Annotated in this window: 15 protein-coding genes and 3 pseudogenes; 5 read left to right on the top strand and 13 right to left on the bottom strand. The window is 57.3% G+C overall.

Features of this window, described 5'->3' with window-relative positions; all coding sequences use genetic code 11:
- Positions 1-27 precede the first annotated feature (27 nt).
- The 4 genes from ACMYR2_RS13020 to ACMYR2_RS13005 form a co-directional block, all read right to left on the bottom strand.
- Complete coding sequence (locus ACMYR2_RS13020) at positions 28-309, bottom strand: hypothetical protein (protein WP_165475244.1); 282 nt, start codon at positions 307-309, stop codon at positions 28-30.
- On the bottom strand, positions 294-1,235 hold the full coding sequence (locus ACMYR2_RS13015; RefSeq protein WP_009798069.1) for a DUF2950 domain-containing protein: 942 nt from the start codon (positions 1,233-1,235) through the stop codon (positions 294-296). The genes ACMYR2_RS13020 and ACMYR2_RS13015 overlap by 16 nt, the downstream gene beginning before the upstream one ends.
- Positions 1,232-2,845, bottom strand: coding sequence for a DUF3300 domain-containing protein (locus ACMYR2_RS13010; RefSeq protein WP_009798070.1), 1,614 nt, complete (start codon positions 2,843-2,845; stop codon positions 1,232-1,234). Before ACMYR2_RS13010 ends, ACMYR2_RS13015 begins: the two co-directional genes overlap by 4 nt.
- 118 nt (positions 2,846-2,963) lie before the next feature.
- A complete protein-coding gene (locus ACMYR2_RS13005) occupies positions 2,964-3,410 on the bottom strand; it encodes an ATP-binding protein (protein ID WP_416193054.1) in 447 nt (148 codons plus the stop codon).
- A 122-nt stretch (positions 3,411-3,532) separates the two neighbouring features.
- On the opposite strand from ACMYR2_RS13005, the gene ACMYR2_RS13000 reads away from it, so the two are divergent.
- A complete protein-coding gene (locus ACMYR2_RS13000; protein ID WP_009798072.1) occupies positions 3,533-3,937 on the top strand; it encodes a hypothetical protein in 405 nt (134 codons plus the stop codon).
- Between the two features lie 363 nt (positions 3,938-4,300).
- Here the strand turns inward: ACMYR2_RS13000 and ACMYR2_RS12995 are convergent.
- Positions 4,301-4,574: pseudogene (locus ACMYR2_RS12995) on the bottom strand (transposase); the annotation flags it as partial.
- A 364-nt stretch (positions 4,575-4,938) separates the two neighbouring features.
- Between ACMYR2_RS12995 and ACMYR2_RS12990 the strand changes: the two are divergent.
- On the top strand, positions 4,939-5,151 hold the full coding sequence (locus tag ACMYR2_RS12990) for a hypothetical protein (RefSeq protein ID WP_083780421.1): 213 nt from the start codon (positions 4,939-4,941) through the stop codon (positions 5,149-5,151).
- A 41-nt stretch (positions 5,152-5,192) separates the two neighbouring features.
- Here ACMYR2_RS12990 and ACMYR2_RS12985 read toward each other — a convergent pair.
- The 6 genes and pseudogenes from ACMYR2_RS12985 to ACMYR2_RS12960 all read right to left on the bottom strand — a co-directional run bounded on the left by ACMYR2_RS12985 (position 5,193) and on the right by ACMYR2_RS12960 (position 9,423).
- Positions 5,193-6,047: pseudogene (locus ACMYR2_RS12985) on the bottom strand (IS5 family transposase).
- 105 nt (positions 6,048-6,152) lie between these two features.
- A pseudogene (locus ACMYR2_RS12980) lies at positions 6,153-6,442 on the bottom strand (chromate transporter); the annotation flags it as partial.
- Between the two features lie 8 nt (positions 6,443-6,450).
- Positions 6,451-6,705 (bottom strand): hypothetical protein, encoded by a 255-nt coding sequence (locus ACMYR2_RS12975; RefSeq protein WP_366071750.1) that lies wholly within the window; start codon positions 6,703-6,705, stop codon positions 6,451-6,453.
- 4 nt (positions 6,706-6,709) lie between these two features.
- Positions 6,710-7,201 (bottom strand): hypothetical protein, encoded by a 492-nt coding sequence (locus ACMYR2_RS12970; RefSeq protein ID WP_297534810.1) that lies wholly within the window; start codon positions 7,199-7,201, stop codon positions 6,710-6,712.
- Positions 7,202-7,411: 210 nt separating this feature from the next.
- Positions 7,412-8,128, bottom strand: a complete 717-nt coding sequence (locus tag ACMYR2_RS12965) for a DUF5681 domain-containing protein (RefSeq protein WP_009798079.1) — start codon at positions 8,126-8,128, stop codon at positions 7,412-7,414.
- Positions 8,125-9,423, bottom strand: a complete 1,299-nt coding sequence (locus ACMYR2_RS12960) for a site-specific DNA-methyltransferase (RefSeq protein WP_009798080.1) — start codon at positions 9,421-9,423, stop codon at positions 8,125-8,127. Before ACMYR2_RS12960 ends, ACMYR2_RS12965 begins: the two co-directional genes overlap by 4 nt.
- Before the next feature lie 173 nt (positions 9,424-9,596).
- Between ACMYR2_RS12960 and ACMYR2_RS12955 the strand changes: the two genes are divergently transcribed.
- The 3 genes from ACMYR2_RS12955 to ACMYR2_RS12945 all read left to right on the top strand — a co-directional run bounded on the left by ACMYR2_RS12955 (position 9,597) and on the right by ACMYR2_RS12945 (position 11,210).
- A complete protein-coding gene (locus tag ACMYR2_RS12955; RefSeq protein ID WP_009798081.1) occupies positions 9,597-9,872 on the top strand; it encodes a helix-turn-helix domain-containing protein in 276 nt (91 codons plus the stop codon).
- Positions 9,873-9,892: 20 nt separating this feature from the next.
- On the top strand, positions 9,893-10,738 hold the full coding sequence (locus ACMYR2_RS12950) for an ImmA/IrrE family metallo-endopeptidase (RefSeq protein ID WP_416193053.1): 846 nt from the start codon (positions 9,893-9,895) through the stop codon (positions 10,736-10,738).
- A 109-nt stretch (positions 10,739-10,847) separates the two neighbouring features.
- Positions 10,848-11,210 carry an ATP-binding protein gene (locus ACMYR2_RS12945; RefSeq protein WP_416193052.1) on the top strand — a complete coding sequence of 121 codons (363 nt, stop codon included), beginning with the start codon at positions 10,848-10,850 and terminating at the stop codon, positions 11,208-11,210.
- On the opposite strand, the gene ACMYR2_RS12940 is transcribed toward ACMYR2_RS12945, so the two are convergent.
- Together ACMYR2_RS12940 and ACMYR2_RS12935 are read right to left on the bottom strand one after the other, a co-directional pair.
- Positions 11,202-11,612: a DUF2237 family protein gene (locus ACMYR2_RS12940; RefSeq protein ID WP_009797687.1), complete on the bottom strand. Its 411-nt coding sequence runs from the start codon at positions 11,610-11,612 to the stop codon at positions 11,202-11,204. The genes ACMYR2_RS12945 and ACMYR2_RS12940 overlap by 9 nt on opposite strands.
- A 60-nt stretch (positions 11,613-11,672) precedes the next feature.
- Complete coding sequence (locus ACMYR2_RS12935; RefSeq protein ID WP_416193051.1) at positions 11,673-12,020, bottom strand: hypothetical protein; 348 nt, start codon at positions 12,018-12,020, stop codon at positions 11,673-11,675.
- Positions 12,021-12,206 lie beyond the last annotated feature (186 nt).

Below are 12,206 nucleotides of genomic sequence, written 5' to 3'. Positions count from 1 at the left end.
AGAACCGCAAGCTCGGCCAAAAAATCATCAGATGTGAGTCAGACCCAATTTTGCATGCCGAATGACAGCCCGTGCGGCCACGAATGGTGAAGTCCAAGACCTGCGCCACGAAACCCGCGCGCTAAAGGAGGCGGTCGCCGATCTGACGCTTGAGAACCGCCTGCCGAAAAAAGCATAATCGCGGATGAGGTAATGAAGCTCGATCTTACCATCGCCAAGCACGCCGCCGAGCAACGGGCTGGCGCTGGTTTTAGGCGATCCGTTCGCGATCGATTGCCAGGCAAAAAGATGCATCATTGCTTCGGCCAAGGCTTCGCTGGCTCTACTTTCTTCCAAGTGCGATCCGGACCGAACAATTGAATGCGTTCGGCTAGCAATTTAGTCTTCTTGCCAAGATCCTTTTGAAAGACCGTGCCGGCGTGATTGACCATGAAGGTCATGACACCAGAGTTGCCGTATTCGGCGGGATACGCGATCAGGGCGAAGCCGCCGATCATCTTGCGCTTGACGACGTAGTCAAATGCGCCTCCCTGTGCATTGGGTCCCTGCCCCCTCAGTATTCGAAAGAAGTATCCGTGATATGGGGCGCCTTGTCCGTCAACCTTATAGCCCTCTGATGATGCTCGGGCCGCCAACTCACCAAGTGGGCTTGGGTCGCGATCATCGCGCCAGAAAAGCCCATCCTTTTTGCCCGGGCTGCTCACAATGCGTTGCGCGTAGACGCCAACGCCTTCACCTGTACGATCCTTCTCCGCATATTCGTTCTGAGCGTCCACGAAGGCCAGAGAAGTCTGAATCGCATCCAATTCATTGCGCCCGATGCGGCGATAAAGAATCTCAGCACGTCCAGCGGCCGTGTCGAATGTCCAGGCATCCTTCTTCTTGACTAGTGGAATTGGAAATGGAAATTCATCGGCGCCCAGAATGAGCGTGGCTTTCTTGTCTCCCTCATCCTTGATGGTGTGCTTGGCTTCGTAAGCGGAAAGAAAACGCTCACGTGTCTCCTCGTCAGCAACGCTATCGCCGGATTCGACCAGGTCTTCAGCTTGTCTACCAAGGACCTTCAGAATGGCGCTCGTCGTTCCGGTCTTGACTGCCGCCGCCAATCCGACCGCCGCATCTTCCGGCGAAGAAAAAGCCTGCTGAGCCTGAGCTGCTCCGATCGATAGCGAGACCACCACGATTGCCGTTGCGCCTATCGAAGCTGCGCGCGACATCCACATTGACAAGATCATGGCGACACCGCCCGCAGCTTAGGAATTCTTGCGCCCCCAGCAAGCCAGTCACTGTAGGTTCGCAGCTTCAATCCAAGCTTCTCATAGTAGACTCTAAGGTAACCGTCGCGACCACGGGTCACGGCTTGCGGCATCAGATTTTGCACGTCCTGCGCGATCACCCCAACATATGTTTTGCTGTTACCGAGATAGTTGAAGCGGTAATAGCCAAGACCGTTGGCAAGATAACCCAGAAGTACTATGTGGTCTTTCAAGTGGACATCGGACCGCCGTCCCCCGCGAAAACCGCCACCGCCGCCGCCGCGGAAACCAGCACCGCCGCGGAAGCCGCCGCCTTGAATACCTCCCCTACCGGCACCGCCACGTTCGGCGAAGCCGCCAGCACCACCTCGCCCGCCCAGGCTCGCATGACCGCGAGCCGAGGCCGCCGCAGCCGCGCTGCCCGACGATATGTTCATGGCACCGCCACGACTGCCGCCACCGCGAGCGCGGTTGGCAGCCCGGCTACCTGCCTTGGAACGGTCGCCGCTCCTGACACGATCCGCTACGCCCGGCCGATTTCCACGATCGCCGCCCGGCCGGTCACGTGAGGCTACACGATCGCCTGAACGATCCGACGCTGCGCGACTTCCACCGCCAGGCCGATCCTGTCCTGGATGAAGCACCTGCTGCCCACCGCGACCACGAAAATCCATGCGGTTCGATGCGCCGGCCCTCAGATTGTTGTTGCCGAAGCGCTGCTGAACATTCGCGTTGTTGTACCTGACACCCTGGCGATGCGCCGGATCGTGCTGCCAGCTGTTTCCGACGTTGTTTAGTCGGTTATAGTGATTGACGTAGAGACTCCGGTTGCTCCAATTGAATCCTCCGCCCCAATAGTTGCCCCAGCGTCCGATAGCCCAACCCGCACCGAACGCGAGACCGGTCGCGATCACTCCCGCGCCAATATAGGACGGATATCCGAAGTAGTAGGGTGGATATTCTGTATAGGGCCAAGTCCCGTACACTGTTGCCGGATTGTAGTACGGCACGTACATCGTATCGGGGCTGGCCGACTCGATGACGATCGCCTGCTTGTTTTCTTGCGTTTGAACGCTGACCTTCTGCTGCTTGGTAGTGACCAGCTTCTTATTGTCATAGGCTTTGGAGCGAAGGCGCTGGATTGCATCCATGACATCCGCTTGCTGCGCCAGCACCGCATCGCCGACACTCTTGGTCCAGTCGATCTTGTCGCTCATCATCGAAATGACGTCTGGCGTGCTCGAAAGCGCCTTGATACTGTTGTCCCAGGATTGCTTTTCAACCTGCTCCATCAACGCATAGCCCTTCAGGGCTTTCCGTTCTTTGAGCCATCGATCGGCCTGAACGACCTCCAACGGATAGGTCGATGCCGCAAGCACATTTGCCAGCAGTTCATCGGGATAGAGCGCAATCGGGGCAACCAGCGCCTCGAGTTGCTCGGGTTTTAACAGCTCTGCACCGTACGACGATTTGGTCGCTAGCTGTGGCGTGCTGGTATCCAGTGGATTATCGGCCGTTTGGGCGGAGACAGCGATAGGACTCGCCATTAGCAATGTAAGCGCGATCAGGATATTGCCGCAGCGGAACATCACACCTCTCCTTGGGTTCACCGCTGCAAGAATAAATTCAATCGAAACTCGCTCTTTGATAAAGATCAACGAAACCAATGCACCATGCTGCAGCGCAGAAGCAACGAGACCGCAAGTATCAGACCGAAGGAGCTCGATCCTGAGCAATCGGGAGCCTGAGCGTGAAAAGTGCCCCGCCAGATGACCGATTGCCGCAAAATCTATCCGTGATGCGTTCGACGATGGAACGGACGATCGCAAGCCCCATACCCATGCCCGGCGATTTCGTCGTGAAAAACGGATCGAAAACCTTATCGAGATCGGCGGTCGCGATACCGGGGCCGGTGTCGCTGATCCTGATCCCGCCCATGCGCCCGAGCGCCTTGTCGTTACCTTCTCGCTCTTTTGCCTCGGCTTCGGATATGTCTGCGAGAATTTCCTTCACCTCATCAGGTTCGGCGGAGAGTTTTTCAGCATGAGTCTCGGCTGTCTCCGGTTTGGCATTTCCATAGCTTGGTGATTGGGTGTCGAAATTGGGATATTGACTTGGATCAAGGTGGCGGAAGGCAAAAGGAAGATGTCCCACGAGACCAGCCGCATTAGAATGTGTTGATCAGTTTTTGTCCGAAACTGCTGGTTCACCGGAGTGTGAGTCATCAGAGGGAAAAGGAAAAAGACATTATGAATAAGTTTAGCATGAGCTTTGCCATGTTAGCCTTGCTTGTGGGCGCTGCCATCAGTACGTCGGCCCGCGCTGAAACAGGTCGCGTCGTGGTGATCTTCACCAAAGGCGGGTTTGTTGTCGGAGTCGGTGCCGGCGAGGGCGTGCTGACGCTCCGGGGCACCCATTATCCATTCACTGTATCGGGCATGAGCGTCGGCTTCACGATTGGAGCCTCGACCACCAAGCTGGTTGGACGAGCTCTCAATCTGAAGGGGCCGACTTCGATCGAAGGCAGGTACACCGCCGTCGGAGCCGGGGGCGCCTTAGCGGCTGGAGCAGGCGGAGTTCAATTGCAAAACGCCAATGGCGTGATCTTGCAACTGAGCGGCCCGAGGGTAGGCGCCGAAATGTCGGTCGCTGTCGGCGGGGTATCGATACGCTTGAAATAGATATGTATCGATCGGGCCACGTGGGGCGCGGCCCGATCCTCTCAGTAACGTTCAGCTACGAACGTCATCAGCCTGGTAGGAATGAGGTCATCGATGCTGCTTGGCATGACGAAAGACTCCTGACGGTTGTTTTTACTCCAACGTTGCCATAAGGTTAGGTCGGGTCGACATCCTGCCTTAATCCAAACCAAGCAATTTGTATCGGCGGTATGTACCGTGCACACCGATGTCTCTGGCAGGCGAGGTCGTTCGATGGTTCAGGGGAGAGTTGAACGAGAAGATGCATCCGATGGCCCCGCACCACCTGCCCTTCTATCTTGCCCCCGGACGGAACCGATATCCTGTTAGAGCCGGTTTGGAAAATCAGGGATGAGCGTTTCTGCGGATGAGGACGCCACCCATGGCGACGCGGATCATGGCGGTTGAGATGTCGATGCGGCGCTCGTAAATCGCGAACGAGCCTACGCCAACGGATCATCCAACCGAAAGTTCGTTCGACGACCCAGCGACGCGGCAGGACTTCGAAGCCCTTCTGACCGTCGCGGCGACGGATGATTTCGATCACGAACCGTAGATGGGCGGCCTTGTCCATCAACTGCAGCCGGTCGTAAGCGGCATCGGCGAAGAGATGCTTCACCCTGTCCCTACCGCAAACCATATCCGGCTGGTAGTTGATTGAGAATCGGGTGATGCTGTTGCGTGATGTTGGACCTGTGCAGACTGATCTGGCGGATGTTCACGGATCTTTTCCGGTCACGAGCTACGCTTGAGGCCGAGATTTTAGTATTGCGACAACAAATTAATGTGCTTCGGCGAGGGGCGCCTCGCAAGCTTGCTTTCAACCCAATTGACCGACTGATTTTCATTGGTCTTTACCGGTTGTATCCCCAGACCGGTAGTGCGCTTGCGATCGTTAAGCCGGACACGGTTATAAGCATTGGTTCAATTGGATCGATGGTGCAGGCGCAAGGCGTGCCCGGGCGGCGTTGGCGTTCACGTCGATGACGGTTATCGTCGCGATCGTGGCTATCGGCACCGTGGCCTCGAATGCCGTCATGATCGTTATGACAGTGGACGAGAATATCGTCGCCGTCGTTATGAGCGTCGCCGTGATCGACATTGACGACACTACCATTATGAGGAGTGAAGTACCTCCGCCCGTCGAGGACGATCCGTGGGGCCGTCCAGAACAAGCGACCAGACCGGGAGCGTAATCCAGGGCCGTTCCCTTAGAGCCGATCCAAGAAGATTAGATTCAGGAGCATTGGGTTGAGCGTATGAGGCACCTGAGCATAATGCGGATCATGGCGAGGCGAACGAAGGCTGCGACGGTCCTGGTGTAGCGCTCGAAATCGCGCATCAGGCGCCGATTGCGGCTGATCCAGGCGAAAGTCCGTTCAACGATCCAGCGCTTGGGCAGAACGACGAAGCGCTGGAGATCGGGACGCTTGACGATCTCTATCTTCCCGCATCCCGTCGCGGCGACAGTCTTCGCCATTTTTGGCCCCTGGTAGCCGCCATCGGATAAAATCCGCTCGACGAAGGGAAAGCGCCGCCGCGCGCGACGTAGCAAATCATGCGCGCCATCGCGGTCCTGAACATCTGCGGCATGGACGCTCACGCCGAGCAAGAGGCCGAGTGTGTCAACGAGGATGTGGCGCTTGCGGCCCGTGATCTCGGCGCAACGTCTTCGTTGTCGCTTCTTGCCCGCATCAAAGCCCTGCCGGTCGAGTGCAGAGCCCCTTTTTGCGCTGCCTTGCTAGTTTGGGAGTCGATGATTGCAACCGTGGGACTCGCCTCGCGTCCGGTTGCTTCGCTTGCCGCTATATAGAGTGCGTCGTGAATATGATCCAACGTTCCGTCCTAGTCCCATAAAATGCGCCGTGCTCTTGGGCGGCAGATCTTTCGGCATCGCCTTCCATTGGCAGCCGGTCGATAGCACATAGAAGATCGCGGTCAACACTTCGCGTACATCGACCGAACGGCGGCGTCCGCCTCGTCGCGCCGGCGGGATCATCGGAGCAACAAGCACCCACTCCGCATCACTCGAATCACTAGGATACCGAAGGTTGCGCCGCTCGGCCGTCAAACGGTGTTCAGGCTTCCACATCAGGGCTCCTTGTTTCGAATCGCTCCGAAAAAGGGTACGTTTCGCATAATAAACTCCTTGTTAGGTCTCAAGACCTTGCTGGAGACAGTTCATCAGGGTTCAAGCTCAAATGATGCCCGCCAATCGCAAAAATACGCCTGCGGTGCAGGAGGCAGCGAGGACAACCCCACCTTGAAGTGGAAGATCGCGGTAGCCGCCGCGAGTGATAAGAGGAGAGCTGGAATGTCGATGCTGCTTAGAACGGGTGCGTCGAACGATATGCCGAATTTGTGAATCGGGAAACTCGGATGAAATGGCGTGTGCAGCGCGAACCAAATCGACAGATTTAAGATAACGCCGACCACGGCAGCGGTAATCACCGAGAGCGCTCCGGCGCGCGCCTTATTGCCCCGCAGGCATCGATCTAACGGATGAAATCGAAGTGCATGATGCTGACATGTTGCGTCCTTGGTGTTCCAGGACGCGATACTTGGGCATGTCGCCTCGGTACTACTCGCGCTGGCTTGGTTTCGTAACTGCACTCGAGGCAGAGGGGATGGTCCAAATGGGTGCGCGTGCCGTTGTAGTAGTTCATGTACAAGAGCAGCACGTGACGCAGATGGCGTTCGCCGAATACCACGATATGATCAACGCATTCCCTGCGGATCGATCCGATCAGCCGTTTAGCATACGCATTTTGCCAGGGTGAGCGAGGAGACGTCGGGCGATCGCGAATGCCGATGGATCGAACGCGGCGAATAAATATCTCGCCGTAGGCACCATCGCGGTCCCCGGATCAGGTAACTTGGGATTTGCTCCCAGCCGCAAGCTTGAGTGAGCTGATTGGCGATCCATTCGGCCGTCGGATGCGCGATCACCCCAAACCACAGGATCTGCCGCCGGCCGTGGCCCATGATCAGCAACCCATAGAGCAGTCGGAACGAGATTGTCGGCACCACGAACAGGTCCATCGCGGCGATCCCGTCAGCATGGTTACGAAGGAACGTCTTCCAGCCTTGTGACGGAAGGGCTCTCCTCCGCGCCATACACTTGGCGACGCTGGTCTGGCCGATCTCGATGCCCAGCTTGAGCAGCTCACCATGGATTCGCGGCGCTCCCCACAACGGGTTGGCGAGGCTCATCTCGCGGATCAGCCGGCGAATTTCCAACGGCACCGTTGGTCGGCCGCAGCGGCGTCGCGATTTCCAGCGCCAATACGATCGGAAGCCCGCGCGGTGCCATCTTTGTAAGGCCGTGGCCGCGAAACCCTTATGTCGAGATCCGACAGGATTAACGCGCAGACTTAGCAGCGATGACCGTGTCGCATCTGGACCCAGATCGGGGCGAATAACCCCTGCATACCGTCGGCTCAATCGGACACGATTTCAATCTTCGATAACGGCTGATATCATTTTGAGAACGCGTTGCGAGTGCTGGATCTCCGCTTTTATCTGGTCTCTGTCTTCCGGCTGTGTATCGAGAAGCGCCGTCATCTCTTTTATATTCTCCTTTATCGAGACCTTGAGATCGCGCAGTTGATCCCATCTGACTTTATCTTCTTTGGTCATCGGCCCTTTGATGCGGACCGAGCCGGTGTTCATATCAATGATGATATCGTCGGGATGAGGAAGCGGAGATGGAGCCTCAATGCCAAATCTCTTGCGGCGCGCGAGCTCCTCATCCCATTCGGCCTTGTAGTTGATCGCCGTCTTCAACCATTCATCGTGCAGCTTCTTGTTGTCGCGCTCGACCGAGGTAAGCAGTTCGGTAAACAGGCGTTGCGCACGCTGATTACCTTTGGCTGCATTGACGGCGAGCGAGCGTACGACGGCCTGGGCCATCGGGATGTCGATTTGACCGTTCGGGTCGTTGATGCTGATCGAACGGTAGGCCTCCTCCAGGATGATGGTTTTCAGCCGTTCGTCGTTGAGAGCGGGCAGGGCGGTGCGCTTTTTGATCGCCCCTTTGCGGCGACCAGACGGGTTGCCGGATTGTCCACGCTGGAATCGGGTCGAAACCGGAGGCTTGGCGTAGCCAACCTCATAGTCTGCCCGTTTCGAGGGCAGGTTAGGTTGGGTGGCCGGCTTGTCGGGCCGGCTCATGCTGCTGTTCCCCGGTTGCGGTCGGGTCGGATCCCGCAAGCGATCTGTTCGGCTTCGTCTTTGGCGTAGGTCTCCCAGCGCTGGATTATTCGATCGCAATAAATCGGGTCATACTCGCAGATGCAGGCGCGGCGCCCAGTTTTGTGAGCTGCGATCAGGGTCGATCCGCTTCCCCCAAACAGATCCAGGACGATGCCACCACGCGAGGAGACGTCCTTAATGGCGTCGGCGATCATCGCAACCGGCTTCACCGTCGGATGCAGCGCCAGCTCGTCGAGCCGTCCGGCTTTCATGGTATTGACGCCGCGATACTCCCAGACATTGGTTCGGTAGCGTCCGTGCTGGCCCAGCTCAAAGTGGTTGTGGTGTGGGGCAGTCCCATTCTTGAAGGCAAATATCAGCTCGTGCCGTGATCGGTAAAATGTACCCATTCCGCCATTGTCTTTGGCCCACACGATCAGATTCTTGAGCTCGGTGTAGATGCCGTCGCCCGCCTTCAGCATCTCCGCCATGTGACGCCAGTCCATGCAAATGTAATGGATCGAACCATCGATGGAGTGGCGAGTGAGATTGCCGAAGCTTGCCTTGAGAAACCCGGTAAACTCCGGTTCCGACATCTCGCCTGACGCCATCGCGAACTCGCGATGCCGGATCGAACCGAGACCACCTACATTGCCGTCGATCCGAACATTGTAGGGTGGATCGGTAAAAACCATCTGCGCCTGCTCTGGACCCATGAGGGCGGCCACGGTGTCGGGATCGCGAGCATCCCCACAGATCAGCCGATGAAATCCCAATTGCCAGATATCGCCGCGATGACAGCGCGGCGCCGCCTCGAGCGGCAATAAGTCCTCGGCAGGATCTCCGGTTTCTTCCGGTATCAAGCCATCGACAAGGCTGTCGATTTCCGCCACCGCAAACCCGGTCAGCGTAAGATCAAAGCCGAGATCGAGGTCGCTCAGGGCCTTCAGCTCTTCCGCCAGGATGTCTTCGTCCCAGCCGGCATTCAGCGCCAGCTTGTTGTCGGCAATGACGTAGGCCCGTTTCTCCGCTGCGGTCATCGATTCAAGTCTGATGCAGGGTACCTCGCTCATGGAAAGCAGTTCAGCGGCAGCAACCCGTCCATGACCAGCGAGAATGGAATTTTCACGATCGACCAGCACCGGATTGGTAAAGCCAAACTTGCGGATGCTGTCGGCGATTTGCCGAATCTGCTTCCGCGAATGAGTTCGTGCGTTGCGTTGCCACGGGCGAAGCGCGCCGATCGAAAGATATTCGAGTTGAGCTTTCGGCATAAGGATGGGCTCCGATAAAAGACGATGTCGTAAGATATATAAAACGAAGGCGTGTTTTACAATAGCACCACGGTTACGTAAGCTGTAATGAACGGGAAAATTCCAGATCGAGAGCAAAAATGAGCAGTTTGGCAACGCGGGTAGCAAAGCTACGCAGATCGAAAGACCAATCATTGCAAGACGTTGCCGAGGCGGTCGGAGTTTCGAAGGCTCATATCTGGGAATTGGAAAAGGGCAGGGCGGATAATCCATCCATGGCCCTGGTCACGCGCCTGGCCGATCATTTCGGGGTGTCGGTGGCGTTTCTGGTCGGGGAAGATGTCGAGTCATCAGATGCCGATCGGCAACTCCAGCGAATGTTCAGACAAGCCCAGCGGCTCGATGCCAGCGAGCGTGCGATCCTGGATGACATGATGAAGTCGCTGCTCAAACGCAGGACGAACGGATGAGGAGGGTTACGCTGGACCGCATGGCGATAGAGGACGTGGGGCTCAATCCACAACGTCTGGCGCAGGCCATCCATGACCAATTGGCCGGCCTCAACGGGGCCGTTCCGATTTACGAGATAGCCGCGGCTCTGGATATCGACGAAATTCGCGAGGAACCCCTTTCCAATCTCGAAGCCGCGCTTGTCACGACGCCGGAACGCGACCGAGGCAGGGTACTGCTGAATTCAAGATCGAATCGGCAACGCAGGCGATTCAGCCTAAGCCATGAGCTCTTGCACTTTCTCAATCCGACCCACGAGCAAACCTCAGTGGGCGGCTTCCGATGTACTCGTCAGGACATGAGGCTATCCGGCGGCGACAAAATCGGCGACCGCCACCGGCGGCAGGAAAGCGAGGCCAACTCGTTCGCTATCGAACTTCTCACGCCCCGAAACCGTCTGAAGCCCTTCCTGCGCGGAACGCCGGAATTGGCGCAGGTAGTGTCGATGGCAAAAGAATTCGACATCAGCCGGGAGGCGGCAGTCCGGCGATTCGTCGAGCTGCATCCGGACGACCTCGCTGTCGTGTTCTGCAAAGACAATCGCTTTTTGTATGCCGCCTGCGGGCGTGAGTTTCCGCGCCTTTCAATCACTGCGGGCGCGCAATGCGACCTGGGACAGCCCGTTCAAGGAACGATCTCTGGCTTCGATGAAATCGCGCCGGATGATTGGCTCCATGCTCCCCAGCCTGCCTGCGAATTGTTAGCTCAAACCCTGTGGCAGGCTAACGGGCGCTCGATCACGCTACTGCGTGCCGACCAGTCTGATGACGACGGGCCGGGCTTCGACGACGTCTTCGAACGGTTCACGGGCGGACAAAGCCGATAAAACGGCAGCTCGCGCTTGAGCCGTAAGTTCCATTTCTTGCAGCGTCAACGAGAGCGGTGGGCGGGCGCCAGTTCCAGGGCAGAAGCTGAGGCAGGCCAGGTTCCCCGCCGTGAAGAGCCTCGACACCTTCGATTTCACGGTCATTCCCGGCCTCACAAGATGGTGGTGCTCGAGCTCGTCCGAGGCGAGTTCTCATTCTGTGCCGCGAGAAATGATCGCGCTCGGCAACAGCGGCGCTGGCAAGACCCATGTCGCGCTCGCCCTTGGTCTTGCCGCCTGCCAGAAGGGATTCTCTGTCGCCTTCACCACCGCGGCCGCATTGGTGCATCAGCTAATGGAGGCACGCGACGAGAAGCGGCGGCTGAAGCTGCAGCGCGAATTGCAGGCGGTGAAGCTGCTCATCGTTGATGAACTCGGCTACGTGTCGCTTGTAATGTTGCTGCATCATGACGCCGTTGGGTGGTCACGCTAGGTCCATTGCAAAACGTTTGAGATCGGCGAGCGAACAATATGTCAGCGCACCCTCATGAGTGGCGCGCAAGACCACCCGAGGCGCTTGGTTTGCTTGAAATGCTTCCTGCCAGCGGGGTGCACATAAGCACCACCGGTCACCGGGTTTCAGGCCTGGGAAACCGAACTCCGGCAATGGTGTCGAGAGATCGTTGCCGCGCGATATGGAAAAATTGAGAAACTCGGCAGTCACCACGATGCAGACCGTGTGACTGCCAATGTCCTCCGCCCCAGTGTCGCAGCAGCCGTCCCGATAAAACCCCGTCATTGGCTTGATTGAACAGGGTTGAATTGGCTCGCCGAGCACGTTCCGACCTGTACGACGCGGAGGGCCGCCTCCACTATCCCGATCGTCCCTTAGCATTGCTGCACCTTGCCTTCACTCCTGCATCTGGCACCGATCAAAAGAGGCATCTATGGCAGCCTACGGCCTAAGTGTATCGAACGCAGAAATGATATCTGCGTACGGGGTCGCGTTCGAGAACGAATACAGGACCGCGCCATCCGTGCTGTCCTTGCGAAGTTCGACGGTTCGTGCGGTGTGATTGTACGAAAACGCGTATCGGATTCCGTTGAATTTCACCCAAAGGACGTTTTTCGTATCTCCCTCTGAGCTCATCGGTTCAATAGGATCGGCATCTTTTTTCCAGACGATCGCGCCTGTAAGAGCCAAAATCACACCATCCACGTTTCCCGGATGATGTTTCGCCCGACCCATTGCAGCTTCAAGGTAACCCTTTAACGCGTCGACGTCATTTACTTGAATCGTCATGTTCCGCTCCATTTGGAGAGGGATATTTGTCACACTGTTCGCAAGGTGATGCAAGCGGGCGCCACGCGGCAGGCTTATGCGTTCTCGACCGGCGGAACCGGCATCCAGTACTTCGGACCGTGTATCACAGATCGCGGCCCCTCATTGTCGCAGATGAGCCACTCGGTCTCGTCCCATATGACCAAG

It is taken from the genome of Nitrobacter sp. TKz-YC01, assembly GCF_047824785.1.
Classification (GTDB): Bacteria; Pseudomonadota; Alphaproteobacteria; order Rhizobiales; family Xanthobacteraceae; genus Nitrobacter.
Note: the sequence above shows the minus strand (reverse complement) of the source record. Positions and strands in the feature narration are given on the sequence as shown.

Excerpts from the sequence above, each read along its gene's own strand:
- ACMYR2_RS13015 (WP_009798069.1), bottom strand. The coding sequence starts at position 1,235 with ATGATCTTGTCAATGTGGATGTCGCGCGCAGCTTCGATAGGCGCAACG.
- ACMYR2_RS13000 (WP_009798072.1), top strand. The coding sequence starts at position 3,533 with ATGTTAGCCTTGCTTGTGGGCGCTGCCATCAGTACGTCGGCCCGCGCT.
- ACMYR2_RS13010 (WP_009798070.1), bottom strand. The coding sequence starts at position 2,845 with ATGTTCCGCTGCGGCAATATCCTGATCGCGCTTACATTGCTAATGGCG.
- ACMYR2_RS12940 (WP_009797687.1), bottom strand. The coding sequence starts at position 11,612 with ATGCTAAGGGACGATCGGGATAGTGGAGGCGGCCCTCCGCGTCGTACA.
- ACMYR2_RS12935 (WP_416193051.1), bottom strand. The coding sequence starts at position 12,020 with ATGACGATTCAAGTAAATGACGTCGACGCGTTAAAGGGTTACCTTGAA.
- ACMYR2_RS12990 (WP_083780421.1), top strand. The coding sequence starts at position 4,939 with ATGACGGTTATCGTCGCGATCGTGGCTATCGGCACCGTGGCCTCGAAT.
- ACMYR2_RS12950 (WP_416193053.1), top strand. The coding sequence starts at position 9,893 with ATGGCGATAGAGGACGTGGGGCTCAATCCACAACGTCTGGCGCAGGCC.
- ACMYR2_RS12960 (WP_009798080.1), bottom strand. The coding sequence starts at position 9,423 with ATGCCGAAAGCTCAACTCGAATATCTTTCGATCGGCGCGCTTCGCCCG.
- ACMYR2_RS12965 (WP_009798079.1), bottom strand. The coding sequence starts at position 8,128 with ATGAGCCGGCCCGACAAGCCGGCCACCCAACCTAACCTGCCCTCGAAA.